21 protein-coding genes and 1 tRNA gene are annotated in these 23,545 nt (G+C 66.4%); 12 read left to right on the top strand and 10 right to left on the bottom strand.

Annotation, left to right across the window (positions count from 1 at the left end; translation table 11 throughout):
* Positions 1-177: 177 nt before the first annotated feature.
* From GGR61_RS13015 to GGR61_RS12995, 5 genes are all read right to left on the bottom strand, one after another.
* A complete protein-coding gene (locus GGR61_RS13015; protein WP_184621835.1) occupies positions 178-1,377 on the bottom strand; it encodes an RDD family protein in 1,200 nt (399 codons plus the stop codon).
* 41 nt (positions 1,378-1,418) lie between these two features.
* Positions 1,419-2,153 carry a pilin gene (locus GGR61_RS13010; protein ID WP_184621832.1) on the bottom strand — a complete coding sequence of 245 codons (735 nt, stop codon included), beginning with the start codon at positions 2,151-2,153 and terminating at the stop codon, positions 1,419-1,421.
* A 41-nt stretch (positions 2,154-2,194) separates the two neighbouring features.
* Entirely contained in the window at positions 2,195-2,668 is a 474-nt protein-coding gene (locus GGR61_RS13005) for a DUF494 family protein (RefSeq protein ID WP_003484452.1), read from the bottom strand.
* Between the two features lie 42 nt (positions 2,669-2,710).
* Entirely contained in the window at positions 2,711-3,847 is a 1,137-nt protein-coding gene (dprA, locus tag GGR61_RS13000) for a DNA-processing protein DprA (RefSeq protein ID WP_184621830.1), read from the bottom strand.
* Positions 3,848-3,921: 74 nt separating this feature from the next.
* Positions 3,922-5,058 (bottom strand): LysM peptidoglycan-binding domain-containing protein, encoded by a 1,137-nt coding sequence (locus GGR61_RS12995; RefSeq protein ID WP_184621828.1) that lies wholly within the window; start codon positions 5,056-5,058, stop codon positions 3,922-3,924.
* Positions 5,059-5,189: 131 nt separating this feature from the next.
* Here GGR61_RS12995 and def point away from each other — a divergent pair, with 131 nt between their 5' ends.
* The 5 genes from def to GGR61_RS12970 all read left to right on the top strand — a co-directional run bounded on the left by def (position 5,190) and on the right by GGR61_RS12970 (position 11,536).
* Positions 5,190-5,702: a peptide deformylase gene (def, locus tag GGR61_RS12990; RefSeq protein ID WP_184621826.1), complete on the top strand. Its 513-nt coding sequence runs from the start codon at positions 5,190-5,192 to the stop codon at positions 5,700-5,702.
* 406 nt (positions 5,703-6,108) lie between these two features.
* A complete protein-coding gene (gene fmt, locus GGR61_RS12985) occupies positions 6,109-7,032 on the top strand; it encodes a methionyl-tRNA formyltransferase (protein WP_184621824.1) in 924 nt (307 codons plus the stop codon).
* Positions 7,032-8,342 (top strand): 16S rRNA (cytosine(967)-C(5))-methyltransferase RsmB, encoded by a 1,311-nt coding sequence (rsmB, locus tag GGR61_RS12980; RefSeq protein ID WP_184621822.1) that lies wholly within the window; start codon positions 7,032-7,034, stop codon positions 8,340-8,342. The genes fmt and rsmB overlap by 1 nt, the downstream gene beginning before the upstream one ends.
* 48 nt (positions 8,343-8,390) lie before the next feature.
* Positions 8,391-10,112: a glycosyltransferase family 39 protein gene (locus tag GGR61_RS12975; protein WP_184621820.1), complete on the top strand. Its 1,722-nt coding sequence runs from the start codon at positions 8,391-8,393 to the stop codon at positions 10,110-10,112.
* A gap of 152 nt (positions 10,113-10,264) precedes the next feature.
* The gene (locus GGR61_RS12970; RefSeq protein ID WP_184407983.1) at positions 10,265-11,536 is read left to right on the top strand and encodes an O-antigen ligase; all 1,272 of its coding nucleotides are present in this window, start codon (positions 10,265-10,267) and stop codon (positions 11,534-11,536) included.
* Here the strand turns inward: GGR61_RS12970 and GGR61_RS12965 are convergent.
* Entirely contained in the window at positions 11,521-12,345 is an 825-nt protein-coding gene (locus tag GGR61_RS12965) for a glycosyltransferase family 2 protein (protein ID WP_184621818.1), read from the bottom strand. The two genes, GGR61_RS12970 and GGR61_RS12965, sit on opposite strands and share 16 nt — an antisense overlap.
* Here GGR61_RS12965 and GGR61_RS12960 point away from each other — a divergent pair, their 5' ends adjacent.
* On the top strand, positions 12,346-13,404 hold the full coding sequence (locus tag GGR61_RS12960; RefSeq protein WP_184621816.1) for a CDP-glycerol glycerophosphotransferase family protein: 1,059 nt from the start codon (positions 12,346-12,348) through the stop codon (positions 13,402-13,404). It begins immediately after the preceding gene.
* A 106-nt stretch (positions 13,405-13,510) separates the two neighbouring features.
* Here GGR61_RS12960 and GGR61_RS12955 read toward each other — a convergent pair whose 3' ends face one another.
* From GGR61_RS12955 to ribA, 3 genes are all read right to left on the bottom strand, one after another.
* Positions 13,511-15,016: a PH domain-containing protein gene (locus GGR61_RS12955; protein WP_184621814.1), complete on the bottom strand. Its 1,506-nt coding sequence runs from the start codon at positions 15,014-15,016 to the stop codon at positions 13,511-13,513.
* Positions 15,013-15,612, bottom strand: a complete 600-nt coding sequence (locus GGR61_RS12950; protein ID WP_184407979.1) for a PH domain-containing protein — start codon at positions 15,610-15,612, stop codon at positions 15,013-15,015. Before GGR61_RS12950 ends, GGR61_RS12955 begins: the two co-directional genes overlap by 4 nt.
* A gap of 150 nt (positions 15,613-15,762) precedes the next feature.
* The gene (gene ribA / locus GGR61_RS12945; protein ID WP_184407978.1) at positions 15,763-16,896 is read right to left on the bottom strand and encodes a GTP cyclohydrolase II RibA; all 1,134 of its coding nucleotides are present in this window, start codon (positions 16,894-16,896) and stop codon (positions 15,763-15,765) included.
* 245 nt (positions 16,897-17,141) lie between these two features.
* On the opposite strand from ribA, the gene GGR61_RS12940 reads away from it, so the two are divergent.
* Positions 17,142-17,663, top strand: coding sequence for a GNAT family N-acetyltransferase (locus tag GGR61_RS12940; protein ID WP_184621802.1), 522 nt, complete (start codon positions 17,142-17,144; stop codon positions 17,661-17,663).
* Positions 17,664-17,835: 172 nt separating this feature from the next.
* On the opposite strand, the gene GGR61_RS12935 is transcribed toward GGR61_RS12940, so the two are convergent.
* Positions 17,836-18,852, bottom strand: a complete 1,017-nt coding sequence (locus tag GGR61_RS12935; RefSeq protein ID WP_184621800.1) for a lauroyl acyltransferase — start codon at positions 18,850-18,852, stop codon at positions 17,836-17,838.
* Here GGR61_RS12935 and dtd point away from each other — a divergent pair.
* From dtd to GGR61_RS12910, 5 genes are all read left to right on the top strand, one after another.
* The gene (gene dtd / locus GGR61_RS12930) at positions 18,851-19,291 is read left to right on the top strand and encodes a D-aminoacyl-tRNA deacylase (protein ID WP_184621799.1); all 441 of its coding nucleotides are present in this window, start codon (positions 18,851-18,853) and stop codon (positions 19,289-19,291) included. The genes GGR61_RS12935 and dtd overlap by 2 nt on opposite strands.
* 107 nt (positions 19,292-19,398) lie before the next feature.
* A complete protein-coding gene (gene rpoD / locus GGR61_RS12925; protein WP_184621797.1) occupies positions 19,399-21,276 on the top strand; it encodes an RNA polymerase sigma factor RpoD in 1,878 nt (625 codons plus the stop codon).
* A 232-nt stretch (positions 21,277-21,508) separates the two neighbouring features.
* Complete coding sequence (locus GGR61_RS12920; protein WP_184621795.1) at positions 21,509-21,775, top strand: DUF6566 family protein; 267 nt, start codon at positions 21,509-21,511, stop codon at positions 21,773-21,775.
* Between the two features lie 203 nt (positions 21,776-21,978).
* A tRNA-Ile gene (locus tag GGR61_RS12915) sits at positions 21,979-22,054 on the top strand.
* A 177-nt stretch (positions 22,055-22,231) separates the two neighbouring features.
* Positions 22,232-23,440 carry an integrase arm-type DNA-binding domain-containing protein gene (locus GGR61_RS12910; RefSeq protein WP_167706708.1) on the top strand — a complete coding sequence of 403 codons (1,209 nt, stop codon included), beginning with the start codon at positions 22,232-22,234 and terminating at the stop codon, positions 23,438-23,440.
* Positions 23,441-23,545: the final 105 nt, after the last annotated feature.

Raw genomic sequence — 23,545 nt, 5'->3', positions numbered from 1 at the left:
AATTCTTTGGGCAGGGCCCGGGGGGCGGGTAGCGTGGCCTAATTGGCCGATGGAGGGAAGCAGATCGACTGTTTCCCACACGTCAACGCCCGGGATGGTAGCCCGGGCGTTCAGTTCTCTCTTATTAGAAAGATCACGGCGGACGCCGCCGTGTCAAGCGGGCAACGCCGCGAATTGCTAACTCTGGCCCATTCCGATGGCCACCAGCACGAAGGCCAGCACCACGATCGACACCACCAGCATCACCCCGTAAATGGCCAGGACCACGATCGAGACCGTGTCCAGTCCCTGCGTCTGCCGCTCGGGCTGGTCGGTGAACGCCCAGCGATCCACCACCAGGGTGTCGCAGACCTTGTCGTGCAGGGCCTGTCTACGCTCACCCCTCCAGGCCATGAATGCCGACACGATCATGCCGATGCCCAACGTCAGCACGCTGATCAGCATGTAGGCCAGGTAGCGCAACAGGTTGCGCCAGAACCCGACCCGGGCGCCGTCACTGTCGGCGCGGACCAGCTTGATGCCGCAGGCGAGCTTGCCCAGGCTGGCCTGATACCGGCTGGACTGCATCCAGGCGAAGTACAGCGTGGGAATGGCCAGGCCGATGCCGTAGGACAGCACCATGATGGCGATCGTCACGCCGCCGCCTTCGTCCAGCGCTGCGCCGGCATTGCTCATATCGGCGCCCAGGGCCAGCAGGAACACCAGCGGGATCACGATCAGATAGACCGCGAAGCTGGTGATCAGGCTGTCCAGCACGCTGGCGGCCAGGCGTCGCCACAGGCCGGCGTAGACGACGGGCGCAGCGTGCACGGCGGTTGCCGACGCAGGCGAAGCGGCTGCGGGAGTGTCCCAGGCACTGGGCAGGGGAGTGGCGATGGCTGCCGGTGTCGGGTCTGCAGAGGCCGGCGTGGCATCCAACGTAGCGGCCTGGAAGGCCGCGGGCGTGGCGGCTGGGCCCGCTTGGTCAGGTTGCGACACGCTGCCCGGCAGTGGCGCCTGATCGGCAGGCGCAGGCGCGTGCCCGGTGGCTGGCGGCAGGGTTCGATCCGGTTGGGAATCGGCATTTGGATTGGTCGTCGCGGCGGACCGGTCGAGCACGGCGTTGGACTCGCTGTCGGCAGTCGGCGCCGACGCCTGCGGATGACTGGTCGGCGCCATCACCGGCGCATAGCCGCTCGGCTCGGGCGTTGCCGGCACCGGAGTGTCCACGTCCAGCTCGGCCGCGATCTCGCTCAATGCCACCCATTGGCTCAGGCCTTCGCGCCAGACCAGGCTGGAACGGTCGATGATGCCCTGCGACAGGCGCGCACGCAGCGTGTCCGTGTCCACCGGTCCCTGGCGTTGCCGCTGTGCGTCGGCGTAATACCACTGCGTCATGTTGTCCCCTTGGGTGTTGCGATTGAGCGTGCAGTGACCGGTTAGCCGCGGCAATCCGGTGGAAGTTGGGTGTCGTCGATCTCGGAACTGCATTGCCACGTGTCGGCGTCTGCGTCGAAATCCAGCCACAGCGCCTTGCCGTCGATCCTGGGCGACTTCGGTGCATGGATCAGTGCTTCGACGCCGCATTCGCTGGTGTCGAAGCGGCCAACGCGCACGCTGGTCAGCACCTCGGTCGCATACTGCTCGGGCGCACTGAAACCGGCGTCGCCATTGACCGGGCAACGGCCTTCCTGGGCGAGGAATTCGGCGATCTGCGGCTTCAACGGCGCCAGCGTGGTGATCGCCTGGGCGACCTTGGCGCGTGCGCTGTAGTCCTGGTACGCCGGCAGGGCGATCGCGGCCAGAATGCCGATCACCATCACCAGGACGAACATCCCCACCACCGCGCCCAGCACCAATGCCAGCGGCCATCCCGGGCGGTTGCCGAGCGGGCGATGCGCTGACGAAGAAGGCGAGTTGGCGGGTGACGTATGAACAGCTGCAGGCGGAACCGGTGGCATTGGCGGCGGTAGCGCTGCGCTGCGCACGGCGTCGGACATCGGCGGCCCGAGCTCATCGGCGCAGGTAGACAGCGGCACCCATCGGGCAAATCCTTCGCGCCAGACCAGCGTGTCCAGTGCGATCGCGCGATCGCGATACAGGCCCCGCAGGATCTCTGCGCTCACCGGGCCACGCCGATGACGGTTGTCCTCGGCGTAATACCAACTGCTCATCCCTGTTCCCCTCGCACGCGTGTCCAGCGCGGCTTCAAGCCTCAGTGTACGGGTTCAGGCTCGTCCAGGAACATCTGCGTTTCCATCCAGGCGTAGGCCGCTTCTGCGCCCGGCTGGTTGAACAACACCATCAGCACCACCCACTTGAGGTCGTCCAGATCCAGTTCGTCCTGGTCCAACGCCATGGCGCGGTCCAGTACCAACTCGCGCTGGTCGGCATCGAGGATGCGGTGTTGTTCCAGGAACAGCAGAAATCCACGGCAGTCGACATCGAGCTTGTCCAGCTCCGGGCCATGGTAAATGCGCACCGGTCCATCGACATGCGGGCGCGCGACACTGGGCCGCTGCTCGGAGAGCGCGTCCAGCCAGTCGAAGGCCTTGCTGATTTCTGCGGGGCTGAAACCGGCCTGGATCAGGCCATTCTGTAGCGAGTCACGGTCACGGACAAGGTCCGCATCTTCGCTGAAGTAATGTTCGAACAGGTACAGCAGTACATCGAGAATGCTCTCTTTCATTGCCCTCGGCCTGCGTCGCGCGACGCTGTGGAGGTGAAGAAACTAGGGATTGCGGGTATAGCGACCGTGTTCGGCAACCACGTTTCCCTCCAGTTCCATGATGAGCAGCATGGAGGACAGCGCGGCGGCCGTCAATCCGGTGCGTTCGACCAGTGAATCCATAGGCGTTGGGTCGTGGCCCAGTGCCTGCCACAAGCGCTGGTAGTCCGGGTCCGGGCGCGCGGGACCGGTGTGCGGTCGCGTCCTGGGCACTTCAGTGGGGGCGGCCAGGCGTTCGCGCAAGGCGGCCGCCAGCTCGCCCGACAGCAGGCGCAGCCCATCGATGACCTGGGCCGGTTCCTGCGCCAGGGTGGCGCCTTGCCGGATCAGGTGATGGCAGCCGCGGGCGAGTGGGTTGTGCAGCGAGCCGGGCAGGGCGAACACCTCGCGACCGGCCTCGGCTGCCAGGCGCGCGGTGATCAGCGCACCCGAGCGCATCGCCGCTTCCACCACCAAGGTGCCCAATGCCAGCCCCGCGATGATCCGGTTGCGTGCCGGGAAATGCGCGGCGACCGCGCCGGTGCCGGGCAGGTACTCGCTGACCACCGCCCCGCGCGCGACGATGCGGTTACGCAAGGCCTGATGATGGGCGGGATAGGCCACATCGGCGCCGGTGCCAACCACTGCGACGGTGATGCCTTCAGCGCAGGCCAGCGCGGCCTCGTGGGCGATGGCGTCCACGCCAGCGGCCATTCCGCTGACGATGCTAAACCCGGCGCCGGCCAGACCGGAGGTGAAGGCGCGGGTGTGATCGCGGCCTCCCGCAGTTGCCGCGCGGCTGCCGACCACCGCAACCGCCGGATGCCACAAGGCGTTCGGGTCGCCGTCCACGAACAGGGCCAGGGGCGGATTGGCGATATGCCGCAGCAGGGCGGGGTAGTCCGGGTCGTGCCAACCGAGCAGATGATGTCCGGGTTGCTCGCACCAGCGCAGCGCTGCGTCCAGCAGGTGTGCGTCCGGGGTCTGCAGGCGCGCCGATTGCTGCTGGTCGCAGCCGGCGGTACGCCAGGCCTCAGGCCCGCCCGTCAGCATCTCGGCCGGGCTGGCGAAGGCGGTCAGCAGCGCACGCCGCGGCGGGCTGCGGCCGCCGGCCAGCAGCAAGATCAGCAATGCACGCAGGTCGTGAGCGGTCAGGGGCATGGAGCCAGCCTAGGCCGCAGACAACGACGGCGCCCTCGGGCGCCGTCGCATTTCATCGTCGGGTTTTGCCCCGGTTATTGCGCGTCGGGATGCTTGACGAAGTAGCCCAGGCCGGTCGGCTTGACGCTTTCCATCACCAGCGCATAGCTGACCTTGTCGAAGGTGCGGAACACCATCGCGTGCGAGGCGTATTCGTCGGGCAGGCCGACGGTGGAGCCGGCCGGGCCGCTGAAGTCGTCGTCGGTGCGCGAAAAGCGCGAATGCTTGACCCGATCGCTGACCGTGCGGCCCTTGCGCCAGATCGAGAACACCGTGCCGTTGTTGATGCCTTCGCGTGCGCCGCCGGAGATGGCGATCACGTCGCGGGTTCCGCCGACGATGAAGGCGTCGGAAATGGCCAGCACGCGCAATTCGGTCTGCAGTGCCTGTTGCGCCGGCGGGTGCGGGACGAATTGCAGGTCGTAGGGCTGCGCTTCGACGGCGACGATGCGGTCGCCGGCACGCACTTCGCGGCCGCTGTCCTGCAGCAGCAAGGTGGCCGCCTTGGAGTTGCCGCCCGCCGCGCTACGCGTGATGGTGCCGACGTTGACCTGCGCCAGTTCGTAGCCCAGGAACTCGCGGCGCGTGCTCGGCGCGATGAAGTTCTTCCAGATGTTGCCGGAACCGGCGGTGATGTTGCCGGCCGCATCCAGGTCGTCGTTGGGCTTGGGCAGGCTGAACTTCACGGTCGGGCGAACCACCGCAAAGCGCTGACCCGGCTGTGCATCGTCCAGGCCGACCACATAGGCGACCTGGCCGGTGGTGGCGCGCGAACGGCCGCCTTCCAGGCCCACCACGTAGGGCAGCTGGTCGAAGTCGTCGACCACGCGCAGGTTCTTCAGGAACGGCTCCACATCCGACAACGGAATCGCGTTGATCGGTGCTTCCTGGCGCGGACCGGGCTGGACGGTGCCCTTGGCGACGCGGTCCAGGTAGGCCAGGCTGATCACGTCACCCGGATAGATCAGGTGCGGATTCTGGATCTGCGGGTTGGCCTGCCAGATTTCCGGCCACAGCCAGGGTTTTTGCAGGAAACGCCCGGCGATGTCCCAAAGGGTATCCCCCTTGCGGACCACATACGTATCTGGATGTTCGCCCACCGCTTGCGCGGCAGCGTAGGTCGCGACGGTCAGCATCGCCGCAGCGACGACCGTACGAAGTCGGATCAACATGAGTGCCTTCTTGCCTGATTCCCCAACAGGTCTGCGCACTATAGTGCAGAAACCGGGGCGCCACGCAAGCATTGCGCTAGAATGACACCGTCTTGCCGGCGCCGCGCCGGTGTTCCCAGATGGGTAACCCCATGGCTTTGCTCCCTATTCTTGAATTTCCCGATCCGCGGCTGCGCACCAAGGCCGTGCCGGTGGATGCTGCCGAGGTCATCAGCCCGGCGTTTCAAACCCTGCTCGACGACATGTTCCAGACCATGTACGAGGCGCCCGGCATCGGCCTGGCCGCCAGTCAGGTGGACGTGCATCAGCGTTTCATGGTGATCGACGTCAGCGACGAGAAGAACGTCCCGCAGGTGTTCATCAACCCGGAAATCCTGACCAGGCAGGGCGAACAGGTGTGCCAGGAAGGCTGCCTGTCGGTGCCGGGCATCTATGCCGATGTCGCCCGTGCCGATGCAATCACCGTGCGTTATCTCGACCGTCAAGGGCATGCGCAGGAACTGAGCGCCGATGGTCTGCTGGCGGTATGCATCCAGCACGAAATGGACCATCTCGACGGCAAGCTGTTCGTGGATTACCTCTCGCCGCTCAAGCGCGAAATGGTGCGCAAGAAACTGGCCAAACAGCGTAAGCACGTCGCTTGACGGCGGGGATCGGGGCGTCGGGATGTGGGATTGGAGGAGCGGGTTTTCTGACCGCTTCCAGACTCCCGGGCTGCCAGTTCCCGTGCGCAAATCCCGACCCAATCGTGCGGGCACTTGAGCGGATGACCCAGGCCGCCACTGTGATGCGCGGCCGGCGTGCACGGATGGGCCTGCAAGCCGGGATTCGGCATTCGGCGATCCGCATCCCTGGATTGCACCGAATCCGGGCCTTGCGAGTGCAGCCGCGCATTGCACTGACGACAGAGGCTGGAATCGCCGGCTCTGGCGTCCATCGCGCGGAGCTGCCCTTGCGAATCGCGACTGCCCCATCCCCATTGCCGTGCGCACCTCGGTTGCCGCATCCGCTGTTGCCAGTCCCTATTTCCTACTCCCGAATCCCCGCCCAATGAAAATCGTCTTCGCCGGTACGCCGGATTTCGCCGTCGCCTCGTTGCGCGTCGCCGCGCAGCGCAATGAGGTGGTGGCGGTCTATACCCAGCCGGATCGGCCTGCCGGCCGTGGTCGCGGGTTGACGCCGTCGCCGGTCAAGCTCGAAGCGATCGCGCGCGGCATTCCGGTGTTTCAGCCGCAGACGCTGCGTTCGCCGGAGGCGCTGGCCACGTTGCGTGCACTCGATGCCGATCTGATGGTGGTGGTGGCCTACGGCCTGATCCTGCCCAAGGCGGTCCTGGCCGCGCCGACCTATGGCTGCTGGAACGTGCACGCCTCGCTGTTGCCGCGCTGGCGGGGTGCCGCGCCGATCCAGCGTGCGATCGAGGCCGGCGACACCGAAACCGGGGTGTGCCTGATGCAGATGGAAGCCGGGTTGGACACCGGCCCGGTACTGCTGTCGCAGCGCCTGGACATCGGCGAGCAGGAAACCGGCGGGCAATTGCACGACCGTCTGGCCGCCCTGGGGGCGCAGGTGTTGTCCGATGGTCTGGGTTTGCTGCGCGCCGGGATCCGCCCGGTCGCGCAACCGCAGCCGGCCGACGGCGTGACCTATGCGCACAAGCTGGACAAGGCGCAGGCGCGGCTGGATTGGGCGCAGCCGGCGCAGGAACTGGCGCGGCGCGTGCGCGCGTTCAACCCGTGGCCGGTGGCCGAGGCGGTGCTGGCCGGCGAACGCGTGCGTGTGCATGGCGCAGTCGCGTTGGATCTGGTCCATCAGCAGCCACCGGGCACCTTGCTCACCGCCAGCAAGCAGGGCATCGACATCGCCTGCGGTGCGGGCGCGTTGCGGGTACGCGTGTTGCAGCGTGAGGGAGGCAAGGCGATCACCGCGGCCGATTACCTCAACGCGCGCCGCGATCTGCCGGCGCTGCGCTGATGGCGGCTGACACCGCTGCGGCCGGCGTTGCCTCGCGCTTGGCGGCGGCGCGGGTGCTGACCGCGGTGTTCGACCAGGGCCGCTCGCTCAAGGCGGAGCTAGCCGCGACCCTGCCCGGGGTCGGCGATCCGCGCGACCGCGCGCTGGTCGAGGCGATCTGTTTTGCGGTGCTGCGCCGCCGCCCCGCCTACGACGTGGCATTGCGGCAGTGGCTGGAGCGCCCGCTGCCGCCGCGCGATGCCGAGTTGAAGGCCTTGCTGATGGCCGGCTTCGCCCAGCTCGATGTGCTGCAACTGCCGGCGCATGCGGCCTTGTCGGCCACCGTGGACGCATGTCGCGCGCTGGGTCGGCCGCGTCAGGCCGGTATGGTCAACGCGATCCTCCGGCGCGCCCAGCGCGAGGGGTTTCCGGCGGTGTCGGCCGATGCCGGCTGGCCGTCCTGGTTGCGCAAGCAGTTGCGTGCCGACTGGGGCGAACGTGCCGAAACCATCTTCGAAGCGAGCGCGCTGATGGCGCCGATGTGGTTGCGGGTGCAGCGTACACGCCTCGATCCGGCCAGCTATGTCGCGCGACTGGCCGAGCAAGGCATCGCTGCGGAAACCGATGCGGTGTTGCCGGATGCAGTGCGTCTGCACAGCGCGGTGCCGGTGAGTCAGTTGCCGGGCTTTGCCGATGGCGATGTCTCGGTGCAGGACGGCTCTGCGCAGCAGGTGGCCCATGCGCTGACGCTGGCGCCGTCCGCGCGGGTGCTCGATGCCTGCGCGGCGCCTGGCGGCAAGGCGGCGCATCTGTTGGAGCGTCACCCTGGCCTGCAGCTCACCGCACTGGATGTGGATGCGCGTCGGCTCGAACGCGTTCAGCAGACCTTGCAGCGCACCGTGCCGGGCGCGCAGGTGACCTTGCATGCCGCCGATGCGGCCGATACCGCCGCATGGTGGGACGGCCAGCCGTTCGATGCGGTGCTGTTGGATGCGCCGTGTTCGGCCACCGGGGTGGTGCGCCGTCAACCCGACGTGCTGCTGCATCGCCGCGCCGATGACATCGACGCCTTGTGCGCGCTGCAGGCGCGCCTGCTCGATGCGACATGGCGCACGCTGCGTCCGGGCGGGCAATTGCTCTACACCACGTGCTCCCTGCTTGCGCGCGAGAACCAGGCGCAGGTCGCCGCGTTCCTGCAACGCACGGCCGATGCACAGGCGCAGTCGCTGGGTGCGCAGTTCGGCCATGCGGCAGGTGCGGGTCGCCAGCGTTTTCCCGGCGAGCAGCACTGCGACGGTTTCTTCTACGCACTTTTGCTTAAAGCCTGCTGATCGCGCGCCGATATCGGCGTTCCCGTCCACGTTCTAGTGCTGCCTTCCATGCTCAAGACTCGCGCTTCCAAGGATGTCTGGCTGCTGGCCATCACCGCTGTCCTGGTGATCGGTGCCGGGCTGGGATTGCGCGACCCCTGGCCGTCGGACGAGCCGCGGTTTGCACTGGTCGCCAAGCAGATGGTGATGAGTGGCGATTGGCTGTTCCCGCATCGCGGCAACGAGCTGTATTCGGACAAGCCGCCGATGCTGATGTGGCTGCAGGCGCTCTTCTACACGCTGCTGGGCAACTGGCGGGTGGCGTTTTTGCTGCCGTCGCTGCTGGCGGCGCTGGGTACGCTGGCCTGCGTGTACGACCTGGGGCGGCGGCTGTGGACCCGGCGCGTGGGCGTCTATGCGGCGTGGATGCTGCTGTTCACGCTGCACTTCACCTTTCAGGCCAAGAAGGCGCAGATCGATCCGCTGGTGGTGTTCTGGATCACGCTGGCCAATTACGGATTGCTGCGCCATCTGCTGATGGGGCCGGCCTGGCGCTGGTGGACGCTGGGCTGGTTCGCCGCCGGTCTGGGGGTGATCACCAAGGGCGTGGGCGTGATCGCGCTGCTGATGCTGATTCCGGCCGGGATCGCGGCGGCGCGTGGCTGGCCGGGCGTGCGCGTGCATGTACGCGACCGGCGCTTCTGGCTGGGGCCGCTGTTCTTCTTCGTGGCGATCCTGCTGTGGTTCGTGCCGATGATGGTGACCGCGCTGACGGCCGGTCAGCCCGAATACCGCGTGTATCTCAACGATATCCTGCTGCGCCAGACCGCCAAGCGTTACGCCAGTTCCTGGGACCATGCCCAGCCGATCTGGTACCACCTGCAGAGCATGGCCACGATGTGGCTGCCCACCATCCTGCTGCTGCCGTGGGCGATTCCGGCCTGGCGGCGCCGGCTCAAGCGCCGCGATCCGCGTTATCTGCTGCCGTTGGCGTGGTGGCTGCTGGTGCTGGTGTTCTTCACCATTCCCAGCGGCAAGCGCGATGTGTACATCCTGCCGGCGCTGCCGATGTTCTGCCTGGCCCTGGCGCCGCTGGCGGCGGGCCTGCTGCGTCGGGTCGGGGTGCAGCGGCTGTTGTTCGGATTCGTGCTGCTGCTGACGGTGGCCTTCGCTGCCGGCGGCGTGACGATGCTGATCGGGCATCCGGGCTTCGAGCAGAAGATCATGGACAGCCGCGGGGTCGGCAGCGAGGCGACCGACCCGCTGGGCTGGCTGCTGCTGGCCGTCGGCCTGTGGGGCGTGGCCAGCCTGTTGTTGTTGCGGGTGCGCCGCTCGGCGCTTGCGGCGGTCTCGTTGCTGGGCGCGTGGTGGGTGGCGTTCGGGCTGGTGTGCTATCCCATTTTCAACGAATCCAGCTCGTCGGGCGCGGTGATGCGCGAGGTCGGGCGGCGGATCGGCCCGGATGCCCAGCTCGGCCTGGTGGCCTGGAAGGAGCAGAACCTGCTGATGGCCGACCGCCCCGCGCAGACCTTCGGCTTCAAGGTGCCGTGGGAAGAGCAGCTGCGGCGCGGTGTGGCCTGGCAGGCACAGCAGCCGCAACAACGCTGGCTGATGGTGCAGGAGACCGCCTTGCTGACCTGCGTGGACCGCAGCGGCAGCCAGTTGGTGGGAGTGGCCAATCGCCGCCGCTGGTGGCTGGTGCCGGCCGATGCGGTCCATGGCGACTGCGTTGCCAGCTCCAGGGAGAAGGCCGTCGAAGAAAAGGAGCAGGGCAACCTGGACACCGAATGAAGCCACCAACCACCCCCGCGTGGCGCGATCTGCGCGGCGCCATTGCCGTCGCCGACCGTTGTCTAACAAAGATTCATGCGGGGCATCGTTAGCTTGGCCGGCGTCGCTGACGCGTGTCGCCCCGGTTTACCTCCTTTGCCGCCGATCGTTGAATGAATTCCTTGCGTACCCAGTCCGCTTCACTCGCCCCGTCCGTTCCCATCGCGTCACGGGCAGGCGTGCGCATTGCCGAGCTGGGCGTCTTCGCGCTGACCGCGCTGGTGGTCAGCGTTCCCAGCGGCCTGCTGCCGTTCGGGCTATGCCTGCTGCTTGGCTCGCTGGTGGGGTGGCGCAGCCTGCGCGCCGGCATCGCCACCGGCGGTTGGTCGTTGCGCGCGCTGGGTTGGCTGACGCTGGCGGTGATCGCGATGTCGCTGCTGTCGGTTGCGTTGTTCGAACATGGCCTGCGCGATGTCGATAACCGCTCGCGCTTTCTGGTGCTGCCGTGGGCGGCGTTGTGGGCCTATGCGTTGCAGCCGCGCCAGGTGTGGCTGTGGCGCGGTGCGTTGGCCGGTGTGTTTGTGGCGATGCTGATCGCCATGCTGCAGGTGATGAACGGCGCCGACCGCGCCGAAGGCTGGACCAATGCGATTGTGTTTGCCGACATCGCGCTGATGTTGCTGGTGGTGGCCGTGTTCTGCCGGCCGGCCGGCAATGTGCGCTGGTTGGTGGGTGCGGCGATCGCCACCGTGGTGGTGATCGTGCTCAGCGGCAGTCGCGGCGTGTGGCTGTCGCTGCTGGTCACGCTCGGCGTATTGATCTGGGGCGCGCCCTGGCATAGCGCACGCATGCGTTTGCTGAGCTTCATCGGCAGCGCGGTGCTGGCCGTGGGCGTGATCGTCAGCGTGCCGGCGTTGACCGAGCAGATGCGCCTGGGCGAGTTGCACAGCGATCTGCAGCGCTACGAGGTGGGCGACAGCGATTCCTCTGCCGGTGCCCGGATCGAGCGCCTGCACGTGGCCTGGGACACCTTGCGCGCGCATCCGCTGGTCGGCGTGGGGGTGGGGCGCTTCGATGTTGCGATGCGCGAGCTGCCGGTGTGCGCCGGCGATACCTGGCTGCTGCGCTGTCATCTGGGCCATGCGCACAACGATCTGGCCGAGTGGGGCGCCACCCAGGGGGTGCCGGGGCTGTTGCTGTTGCTGGCGGTCTACGGTGTGCCGTTGTGGATCTTCGTGCGGCTGCATCGATGCAGCGGCCAGCGTCAGTTCCGTGGGCCGGCCGCTGCCGGGGTGATGATCGTGGTGAGCTACGCACTGTGCGGGTTGACCCAATCGATGTTCGCGCACCAGGTGTCGGCCAGTTTCTATACGGCCATGGTGGGGTTGCTGGTGGGCCTGGCGACGCGCCAGGCGCAGCAGGCCGCGACTCAGCCGCCGCGCTGATCGTCCGCGCGTGGGGGGTCCTGCACTGGCTGCTTGTGCTGCAGCAGCCATAGCATGATGGTCTTCTGGCGGACGTAGTTGGCGCGCACATAGGCGTAAATCAACCCATGCCAGCCATCGCGAAACCCGCCGCGCAGCAGATAGCCGCGCCAGAAACGCCAGGCCGGCGCCAGTACCAGCTTGCTCCAGGTCGCACGCTTGCCGCGTGCGTGGTCGTGCTCGGCCATCATCTGCGCGTAGCGCTGGGTCTTGGCCAACTGCTGCATCAGGGAGCGGTACGGGTAGTGGATCAAGTCGCCAGGTAGCGTGACGACCGCACCGTCCACGCTCGCGGCTTCATGGATCTCGCGCTTGCCGCGCCAGCCGCCGCGCCGACGATCGAACAGGCGCAGCACCCGGTCCGGATACGCATTGCCATGCCGCAGGAATCGCCCGAAATACTCCGACAGCCGCGCGAAGCGGTAGCCGGCGGCCTCGGCAAAACCGCCATCGCGCGCAGCGATGATCGACCCACGCAAGGTGTCGCTGACGCGTTCGTCGGCATCCAGACACAGTACCCAGTCGTGACTGGCCTGCGCGACGCAAAATGCCTTCTGGCTGCGATAGCCGTCGAAGGCGCGCTGCAACACGCGTGCGCCTTGCGCGGCGGCCAGCGCCACGGTGGCGTCGGTGGAGCCGGAGTCCACCACGACGATCTCGTCGCAGAACGCCAGCGAGTGCAGACAGTCGCGTAGGCGATCGGCCTCGTTGAACGCGATAATGCAGGCGCTGATGCGCGGCCGTTCGTCGGGTGCGGTCGAAGAGGACATGTGATGGCTCAATACCTGCTGTTCGCAACGGAGCGTTACGCGCTGCCTATTCTGGCGCCATTGGCGCAGGCATTACAGGCCCGCGGGCACGCCGTGTCGGCCTGGTTCGAGGGCGGTGCCCGTGGGCTGGTGTTGCCGGGCGTGCACGCGGTCGGCCTGCGCGCGGCGCTGGCGTTGTGTCCGCGTGCGGTGTTCAGCGCGGCCAACTGGGTGCCGCCGTTTGTGTCGGGTGCCAAGGTGCAGCTCTTTCACGGGTTCAATGTGCAAAAGCGCGAAGACAATCGCGGGCATTTCCGCGTGCGCGGGCTGTTCGATCTGTATTGCACGCAAGGCCCGGCCACCACGGCGTCGTTCCGCGCGCTTGCCGAGCGCGAAGGGCATTTTGCGGTGGTCGAAACCGGCTGGCCCAAGCTCGACCCGGTGTTCCGCGACGATGGCGGACGCAGCGCCGCACTGCGCGCGCCAGCCAACGGACGCCCGGTCGTCCTGTTCGGTTCCACCTTTACCGAGCGCTTGAGCGCTGCGCCCGCGCTCTACGACGTCATCGCTGCCGATATCGCACGCGGCGCGCATTACTGGCTGCTCACCCTGCATCCCAAGTGCGCGCCGGAGCTGTTCGATCGTTATCGCGCGCTGGCGGGGGCCAATGCGCGCTTCGTCGAACCCGAAGAGGTGATGGCCGCGCAGCGTGCGGCCGACGTGCTGGTCTCCGATACCTCATCGATCGTGTCCGAGTTCGTGGTGCAGCACAAACCGGTTGTGACCTTCCGCAATCGCGTGCCACAGCCGCACATGCTGGATTTTCAACAGCCCGCGCAGTTGCCCCAGCAGCTGGCGCGCGCGCTGGCGCCGGATGCGGCGCTATGCAACGCGCTCGCCGGTTATGCCGACGCAATCCATCCGTATCGCGACGGGCAGTCGTCGGAGCGGGTGATTGCAGCCACCGAGGATTTCATCGCCGGCAAGCTCGGTACGCTGCGCCGCAAGCCGTTGGGCGCGTGGTGGCGAGGGCTGCAGATTCGGCGCGAGCTTGGATATTGGGGCCCGGCGCAGCGCTGATTGCCGGTGGTGCGCGCTGCTGATCCCGATCACCGATCACCGATCACCGATCACCGATCACCAATCACCGATCACCAATCACCAATCACCAATCACCAATCACCAATCACCAGCGCAGCTTGCGCCGCGCCAACGCGGCGCCGAGTTGCGCCTGCAGCGCCTGCGCCTGCGCCAGCGGCACGAAGCGCAGCCGCAAGGCCGGTCCGGTTGCACTGGCACCGGCGGTGTCCAGCCAGAGTGTGGCGGTGCCAGACAGGCGATCCAGCGGCGAGCGTTGCAGTTGCAGCACCTGCAGCTTGTCCAGCTCGGCCAGCCGCCACCAGCGCTTCCACCAGCCGCCGCGCACGGCCACGTAACGCGCATCCACCGCGTAGCCCATGCGCTGCACCTGGCGATGCGCCTTGAACCCACTCCACGGCACCCACAGCAGCAACCATGCTGCCTGACTGCCGAAGTGCCAGGCCAGGCCAGCCACCAGCGGCAACAGCAACAACAGCGTAGGCAGGCTCAGTCGCCACCAGCACCGCGTCGCGATGGCGTGCCATTGCGCGGGCGGCCAGGCGATCTCGGGTAGCAGGCGTTGCAGCAAGGCATCGCAGCGCTGCGGGTCGGCGACCGGCGCCAGTTCTTTCAATGCGCTGCCTTCGTTATCGCCGGCACCGGTCACTGCGGTTTCCACACGCAACTGGCGGCGACCGAACAGGCGATGCAGGCGGCTCTCGTACAGCGTCCACGACTGGATGCGCCGCAGCGCCACGCTGCTGCGGATCCGCGTCAGCAGACCGCGTTCCACGGTGAGGCGGCGCTCCGATTCGCTCAGGTGAAAGCCGTGGTATTGCGCCACCGCCAGGGCCACCGACAATGCGCGCATCGCGATCAGCACCGCCAACGTGGCGATCACCAGCAACGCCACCGTCCCTGCCGTGCCCGGATGGATCTGGCTGACATAGCGATACGCCAGCTCGCCGTTGTGTTCGACGAAGGTGGACACCGTGCGGCGCGGAATCATCTGGTAGATCACACCGACGCTGGCGGCCACCACCACCATGCCGCGATTGGAAATCAGCCCCAGCCGGATCACTTCGCCCATCGGCAGGCGCAGCAAGGTGTTGCTGTCGGTGTCCACTTGCGCCGCGGCGGTATCGGGCTGATGCGCGCGGCGACGGATCAGGTCTTCCAGCGCCAGCGCCTGGTCCAGCCGCAGCACGCGCATCTCCGCTTCGGGCTTGTGCCCGCCGGCCGATTCCAGTCGCACTTCGGCCACGCCAGCCAACCGGTGCAGCAGCGATTGATGCACCACCACGTTGTGGATGCGCGCGAACGGAATATCGCGCCGGCTCCGTTCCAGCAGGCCGCTGCGGATTGCCACGCCGTCGTTGCCGATGCGATAGCGATAGGTGAAATAGCGCAACACCGAGATCGCCACCAGCACCGCCATCACCACACCGGTGGCGATGTGATCGGCCGAGTCGCGGCTGCCGTCCCGACTGCCGAACAACACCAGTGCCGCCAGCGGAATCAGGAATTGGCGGATCTGTTGCAGCAGCACGAACACCCACGACAGCGGATGCAGGCGCTGTTCGTCATGGCCGGGGTGTTCGATGGTGCTCACAGCGCGTCGTCGTGGTGGTCGAGCTGGTGGGCGAGGCGGTCGCGCAGACGCTCGGCATCGCCCTGATCCAGCCCGGACAGCCCCACCGCGTTAAGCCGGCTTCCCGCGGTGTGCACCACCAGCGTGGTCAGCTGCGTGGCGCGTTCGATCGGGCCGCGCCGCAAGTCCACGTGTTGCACGCGCGAGATCGGAATGCGCGTGTCGCTCTGCCATAGGTGCCCGCGTTGCAGCGCCAGACCGTGATCGTCCAGTTTCCAGTGGGTGAGGCGGTGGCGTTTGACAGCGAACCACGCACCCAGCAGCGCGGCGATCAGCGTCAGGCCCAGCACCAGCGGCCAGTAGTGCCAGGCGTGCATCACCATGGCCGTGACGCTGGCGGCGATCGCCCCGGCACCGCCGCCGGCCAGTGCGCCGTTGACGCCGGCCACATACGCACCGCGTCGCGGCAGCGATTGCCACTGCGTGTAGTCGATGGCCTGAACCGCTGCGGCAGCAGCAGGGACGATGACCTCGGGGTGCGGCGGTGGAACGTCGTGCACAAGGCTGACCTGCAGAAGCGGTGCGCAAGCATAGCCGGGCGCCGAGGGCGGGCGCATCCAGGGGCAGGGTGTCCTGCTCGATGACGGGCCTGTGGCCTGTCGACGCTGGCCAGCCGTCAAGGCCGCCAGCCTTGCAGGGCCACGCATGCGTGAGTCGCTGCGCGGCGCAGGCAGACGCTGCCGCCGTGTCGCGGGCGCAGGCTGCGGTTACTGGGCGGCCAGAATCAGCGCGTCCACATCCAGCGCGTGGCCGGCACGCGCAGCCTTGGTGCGCAGGTACTGCTCGTTTTCCGGGGTGATGTCGCCAGTGACCGGGATGCGCTCCTCGACGACGATGCCGGCTGCGCGCAGGCGCTCGGCCTTGGCGGGGTTGTTGGTCAACAACCGAATCCGGCCGATGCCCAGGCCGCGCAACATCGCCACCGCGCTGCCGTAGCGGCGCTCGTCCGGGCCGAAGCCCAGCTGCGCATCGGCATCGATGGTGTCCAGGCCGGCATGCTGGTAACCGTAGGCACGCATCTTGGCGGCGATGCCGGTGCCGCGGCCTTCCTGGTCCAGATACAGCAGCACGCCGCCGCCGAGGTCTTTCAACTTGGCCAGGCCGTGTTGCAACTGGTCGCCGCAATCGCACTTGAGCGAGCCGAACAGGTCGCCGGTCAGGCAGGACGAGTGCACGCGCACCGGCACCGCCGCCGAGAGGTCCGGCTGGCCGACCACGATCGCCACCTGGTCGCGCTGCGCCACGCCGCCGCGAAACACCACGAATTCGCTCATGCCCAGCCCACGCAACGGCACCGGCGTGCGCGTTACCAGCTCGTAGCCGGCTGCGGCGGAGATGGCGCAGCCGGTATCCAGATCGTCCAGGGTGAGTGATTGGCAACCGGCGAAGGCGGCATGGTCGTCTGCATCGCGCAGCTCCACCGCCAGTATCGCCGGCAGCAGCAATCCCAGCCGCGCGATCTCCACCGCGCCTGCGTCCAGGGCATCGCCAGGCGTCCACTGCACCGGCACCGAGGTGTCGCGCAGGTAGGCCAGGGCGGCGAGTTGGTCATAGCTGTATCCGGCCAGCGCCACGCGCGCGCCCTGCGGCGCGCTCAAGCCCAGCACCTGGGCGCGGGTCGGGGTGATGAACAGACAGTGGCGGCCCTGCGCCGCACGTGCGAACGCCGCGTACGACTGCGCGGTGCTGCTGTCCAGCGCCAGCACCGCACGCGCCTGCCCGCTGGCCGCTGTCAGCAGCACCGGGCGGCCGGCGCGCAGTTCGGAGGCGGCGCGCTCGCAGCGGATCGCGGCCGGATCGCCGAAGGCCTGTGCGCTGGTGGAGGGGACGGGGCTGCTCATGCACGACTCCAGATGGGGATTGCCACGGCCGCTTCAAGGCGGGGCGCTGCCGCAGCCGTTGCCTGCCGCGTACGGCCATTGTTGCGTGGTTCGCAATCGCCAGTCGCCACGGCCGGGTGGAACGCTGCATCCAGCATTGGCAGATTGTGTTGCGCCATGTGCGTGGAATGGTTGCATGCAGGCTGCGTTGTTCATCGCCCGGCGATGCCTTTTAATCCCACCACCCCCTGCCCGCATTGGACCCCATGTCTCTTATCGACTGCAGCGAAGCCCGCCACGCCAGCGCAATCCTGGACATCTTCAATGACGCCATCGCCCACTCGACCGCGCTGTACGACTACCGGCCGCGCCCTCCGGAAAGCATGGTCGGCTGGTTTGCGGCCAAGCGGGCAGGCGGCTTTCCGGTCATCGGAGTGGAGGCGGCCGACGGCACCTTGATGGGTTTCGCCAGCTACGGGACCTTTCGCGCCTGGCCCGCTTTCAAGTACAGCGTCGAACATTCGGTCTATGTGCACCGCGACCATCGCGGCAAGGGTCTCGGACGCACCCTGTTGCAGGGCGTCATCGCTGAGGCAGAACAGCGCGGCGTGCATGTGCTGGTCGGCGGCATCGATGCCAGCAACCTGGCCAGCATCGCCCTGCACGAACAATTCGGCTTCACCCATGCCGGCACCGTGCGCGAAGCCGGTTTCAAGTTCGGCCGCTGGCTGGACCTGGCGTTCTATCAGCGCATCCTGGCCACGCCGGCCGACCCGCACGACGATTGAGTGGGCTGGCCAGTGACCGCTCATGCCGGAGCCTGTCGCTTGCCGCGCTGACGCAGCGCCAGATCGCCTGCCGCCCAGGCGCGTTCCGCGCGTCGATCCATTGCCGACCCTCGGCTTACCGGCCCGCGGCGAGACCGCCCTGGACTGCACCGTTGTATCGGCGTTGCACCCGCTAATGCGGATGCCGCTGCGTCGCATACGGATTGGCCTCGCCGCTGCCCGGCGGGCGCAGCGTGTAGCGCTTGTAGGTCCATTGGTACTGCGCCGGGTCGCGGCGGGCGATGCGTTCGATGCCGGCGTTGAGCGCGCTGGCGGCACGCACCGGGTCGGCGTCGGCCACCGCCGGGTCGGCCGGCTGCACATGCAGCGCGAATTGCAGGTCCGCCCCGGCGCGCTCGCACCAGCCGTACAGCACGATGGCGCCGGTGCGCTCGGCAAGTCGGTTGACCAGGGTCATGGTCAAGGCCGGAATGCCGAAGAACGGCGCGAACACCCCATCGCCCATCTTCGGCTGCTGGTCGGGCAGGATGCCGACCGCGCCGCCATCCTTGAGTACCTTGAACAACTGCCGCACCGCCGGGCCTTCGGCCCGCACCTGGCGCACGTTGTCGCCGCCGCGCGCCAGCTGCAGGAAGCCGTCCACCGCCTCGGATTGGGGCGGGCGATACACGATCGCAATCGGCCCACGCTCGGACAGCCACTGGTTGAGCAGCTCCCAGTTGCCGAAGTGCGGCGCCGCCACGATCACCCCGCGCCCGGACGCCAGCGCCGCGTCGTAGAACTCCTGGCCATTGCGTTGCAGGCGCGCGAGGTTGTCGGCCGGCGGACGGGTCCAGGTGCGCAGCACTTCCAGCGTCTGGCGCGCGGTCGATTGAAGGATCTGCGCCTGCAGCTGCGCACGCTGTTGCGCGCTCAGTTCCGGGTACGCCAACTCCAGGTTGCGGCGTGCTACGCGCGCCTCGCGCGCATTGAGCTTGCGCCAGGTCCAGGCCAGCGCGTCGGCCACGCGTTTGAGCAGCGGCCACGGCAGGCGGCCCACGGTGGCGGCGGTGGCGTACAGCAGGCGAGCGCGGACATCTGGTTTCATCCGCGCAATTCTAAACAGCGCAGCGCACGAAGGCCCATGCGTGACAGTACCGGCGGCGCTGGGCATGCTGCGCGGCACAGTTTGCCGCCTGAGAGTGCCCATGCTTGCGCTGATCCAACGCGTCACCCGCGCCGCCGTCACGGTCGATGCGCAGATCGTCGGCCAGATCGGTCCAGGGCTGCTGGCGTTGGTCGGGGTGGAGCCCGGCGACAGCGACGCGCAGATCCGTCGTCTGGCCGAACGCCTGCTCGGCTACCGCGTGTTCGGCGACGACGCCGGCAAGATGAATCGCTCACTCACCGATACCGGCGGCGGTTTGCTGCTGGTCAGCCAGTTCACGCTCGCGGCCGACACCAGCTCCGGCAACCGGCCGGGCTTCAGCACCGCCGCGCCGCCGCAGGAGGCTGAACGGGCGTTCAATCAATTGGTGGCGATCTGCCGCGAAAAACACCACGGCGGGGTGGAAACCGGGCGCTTCGGTGCCCATATGGTTGTCGACCTGGTCAACGATGGCCCGGTGACCTTCCTCCTCAGACCCTAGCAACGCAGTTCTACCAGCGGTCCCGTCTTGATTCCGGCAGACCGGGCTTCACGCTGGTATAATGCTAGGTTCTCTTTCCAATCTCAAAGCCGGTGGCGCGAGCACTCATGGCCAACGAACGTCCTGCCCAGCAATCCGACATCAAGCTACTGATCAGCAAGGGCCTGGAACAGGGCTATCTGACCTACGCCGAAGTCAATGACCACCTGCCCGACGACCTGGTCGACCCGGAGCAGATCGAAGACATCATCAGCATGATCAACGGCATGGGCATCGATGTCCATGAAGTTGCCCCCGATGCCGAAACCCTGCTGCTCAACGATGGCAACACCGGCAACCGCGAAGTTGACGATACCGCCGCCGAAGAAGCCGCCGCCGCGCTGACCGCGCTTGATACCGAAGGTGGTCGCACCACCGACCCGGTGCGCATGTACATGCGCGAGATGGGTACGGTCGAGCTGCTGACCCGCGAAGGCGAAATCGCCATCGCCAAGCGCATCGAAGAAGGCCTGAGCCAGGTCCAGGCAGCGCTGGGCGTGTTCCCGCTGTCGACCGAAATGCTGCTCGCCGATTACGAAGCGCACAAGGAAGGCAAGAAGCGTCTGGCCGAGATCGTGGTCGGCTTCAACGACCTGATCGAAGAAGCCGACGCCGCTGCCGCGGCGCTGGCCGCCGCTGGCCCGGTTGCCGTTTCCGAAGACGATGCTGCGGACGATGACGACGCCGAAGACGGCGACGACGACGCTGCCGAGGAAGAGGCCGGCCCGACCGGCCCGGACCCGCTGGAAGTCGCCACGCGCATGGAGAACCTGGCCAACGAATACGCCAAGTTCAAGAAGGTCTATGCCAAGAACGGCGCCGAGCACAAGCTGGTGGTGAAGGCGCGCGAGGACATGGCCGCCATCTTCACCACGCTCAAGCTGCCGCTGCCGCTGACCGATGCGCTGGTCACTCAGCTGCGTGGCGTGGTCAACGGCATCAAGGATCACGAGCGCAAGGTGCTGCACCTGGCCACCACCGTGGCACGCATGCCGCGCAAGGACTTCATCCGTTCCTGGGAAGGCAATCAGACCAACCTGGAGTGGGTGGAAGACGCCCTCAAGCGCAAGCAGAAGTGGTCGTCGGCGCTGCGCGACGTCAAGGATCAGATCGTCTCCGAGCAGCAGGGCTCGATCGAGATGGAGAAGGCCAACTACCTGACCCTGGGCGAGATCAAGGAAATCAGCCGTGCGATGGCCTATGGCGAAGCCAAGGCGCGCAAGGCCAAGAAGGAAATGGTCGAGGCCAACCTGCGTCTGGTCATCTCCATCGCCAAGAAGTACACCAACCGCGGCCTGCAGTTCCTGGACCTGATCCAGGAAGGCAACATCGGCCTGATGAAGGCCGTGGACAAGTTCGAGTACCGTCGCGGCTACAAGTTCTCGACGTATGCGACGTGGTGGATCCGTCAGGCCATCACCCGTTCGATCGCCGATCAGGCGCGCACCATCCGTATTCCGGTGCACATGATCGAAACGATCAACAAGTTGAACCGCATTTCCCGTCAGATGCTCCAGCAGTTCGGCCGCGAGGCCACGCCGGAAGAACTGGCCAAGGAAATGGACATGCCCGAGGACAAGATCCGCAAGGTGATGAAAATCGCCAAGGAGCCGATCTCGATGGAAACCCCGATCGGCGACGACGAGGATTCGCATCTGGGCGACTTCATCGAGGACACCAATGTGGAGTCCCCGATCGACAACACCACCAACATCAATCTCTCCGAGACGGTGCGTGATGTGTTGGCCGGTCTGACCCCGCGCGAGGCCAAGGTGCTGCGGATGCGCTTCGGTATCGACATGAACACCGATCACACGCTGGAAGAAGTCGGCAAGCAGTTCGACGTCACCCGCGAGCGGATTCGTCAGATAGAAGCCAAGGCGCTGCGCAAGCTGCGTCATCCGAGCCGTTCGGAACAGCTGCGTTCGTTCCTCGACATCGACTGACATCTCGGTCGTATCCGTGCAGTAAATCACAACAGCCCCGCACTCGCGGGGCTGTTGCGTGATGGGCCACGCAGGTGGCGAGGCGTGTTCGGAGATCCTCGTAAGGCGCATTGTGCGAGATGACGCGATCCTGTGGACTTCACGTATCGGCGACGAAGCAACACCGTGCCGCAACATTAAAGCGAGGTTTCTCCCAAGCTCACATCGCGTTCTACCCGGCACTTCTAACGTGATGGGCGAACGGAAACGGGATCGTCTTATGAGTAGGCAAAGCCGCTTTGAAACCACCACGTACCGCGACCACGAGATTCGCGTACGCGCCGAGCAGGCAGCCCCGGACGCCAAGTGGACGTTGTGGGTCGATGTGTATGCGCTCGGCGGCAAGCGCCAGCCACGCGTCGGCGGCCAGGGGCCGGGTTGGGCGACGTATCAGGACGCCATCGCGCACGGGTTCCGTACCGGTCGTCAGTTGATCGACGGGCAGCTCGAGATGGCCTAGCGGCTGGGATTGGTGGATTCGGGATTCGGGATTTGCGCGTGAAGAGCCCGGCTGCCGCTGGGTTTTCTTGTTTGCGCAGCGTAAGCGTGGCCATCGACCGTTACGGTGCCGACGCACAGCAGACAGCGACGCACGCGGACAGGTAAACTTTCGCTTCAGCTGGAAGGTCCGACATGCCTCGCATCTCGCAACCCACCCGCGCCGGGCCTATAGCTCAACGGTTAGAGCAGAGGACTCATAATCCTTTGGTTCCAGGTTCGAATCCTGGTGGGCCCACCACTAAGCAGTCCAGGGTTGTCCGGATTAGTCCGATGATCCCCGAGAAACCTCGCTATATGCGGGTTTTTTTGTGTAACACAGTCCAAGTTGATCCACTTGAATTCAGGATCGAAGTGAGTCAGGCTGTGAGTCAACGGACATGGTCTATGCCCGATGACTCACAATCGTCTGACTCACATGCTGACCGATACCAAGCTGCGCTCCTTGAAACCACGCGGAGACGCTTACCGCGTCGCCGACACGAATGGCCTGTGCATCGAAGTGCGGCCGTCCGGGTCGAAGGTGTGGCGCTATCGCTATCGCCACTCGGGCAAGGCAAGCATGATCACGCTGGCCGAGTACCCGATCATGTCGCTCGGCGAGGCGCGAGCCGAGCGGGATCGGCTGCGGGCATTGGTTAAGGGCGGCGCTAACCCGGCCCAGGTGGCTCGTATCGAGCGAGCCGCGCAGACCGAGCGAGCCGAATCTACCTTCAGCGCGATAGCCATTGAACTGCTTGAGAAGCGAACCAAGGAGGGGCTGACTCCAGGGTCGGTAAAACGCGAGCGCCGCCTGATCGAGAAGGATCTGGCGAGCATCGGCCATATCCCGATCACGGACGTGACAGCGCCGGTGCTGCTGGCGGCGTTGCGCAAGCTGGAGAAGCGCGGCGTTGCCGAGACAGCGCAACGGACGCGCTCGCTTGCTAGTCGTGTGTTTCGCTATGCGATTGCCACTGGACGGGCGACATCAAACCCAGCCGATAGCTTGGTCGGAGCGTTGGAGCAACCGCAGACCAAACACTTCGCGAGCATGACCGATCCTGCGCAGATCAGTGATCTGCTGCGGGCAATGTATTCTTATCAGGGGTCGCCGGTGACCTTGGCGGCGCTGAAGCTGGGACCAATGCTCTTCGTGCGGCCTGGGGAGTTGCGAAAGGCTCGGTGGGAGGATGTCGATCTTGAAAAAGCAGAGTGGCGCTTTGTTGCCAGCAAGACAGGCACACCCCACATCGTGCCCCTCTCGTCCCAAGCGAAAGAGATCTTCGAGGATCTGAAGCCTCTCACGCGCCGGAGCGAATTTGTTTTCCCGGGAGTTAGAAGTTCGAAGCGCCCGATGAGTGAGAACACGATCAATGCGGCGTTGCGGAATCTTGGCTTCGATGGTGACACCATCACCGGTCACGGATTTAGGGCTATGGCGAGAACAGTCCTGGACGAGGTTCTGGGCTTCCGACCGGACTACATTGAGCATCAACTTGCGCACGCGGTTCGGGATCCTCTGGGGCGCGCCTACAACCGTACTGCGCATCTGACTGAGCGCCGCAAGATGATGCAGTCCTGGGCGGACTATCTGGATTCTCTGAGGCTCGACGCCAATGTCATTCCTATGCGTCGTGCAGGCTGAACTTTTGATCTATTGGGCGGGCCATGCGGAACGCAGTTGAGTGCCAAAGGCGCCGTCGCATAATCGCACTGGGGAGAAACAGGCTAAAATCGACCCGCGCACGCC

It is taken from the genome of Xanthomonas sp. 3058 (assembly GCF_014199765.1).
Taxonomy (GTDB): domain Bacteria; phylum Pseudomonadota; class Gammaproteobacteria; order Xanthomonadales; family Xanthomonadaceae; genus Xanthomonas; species Xanthomonas campestris_B.
Note: the sequence above shows the minus strand (reverse complement) of the source record. Positions and strands in the feature narration are given on the sequence as shown.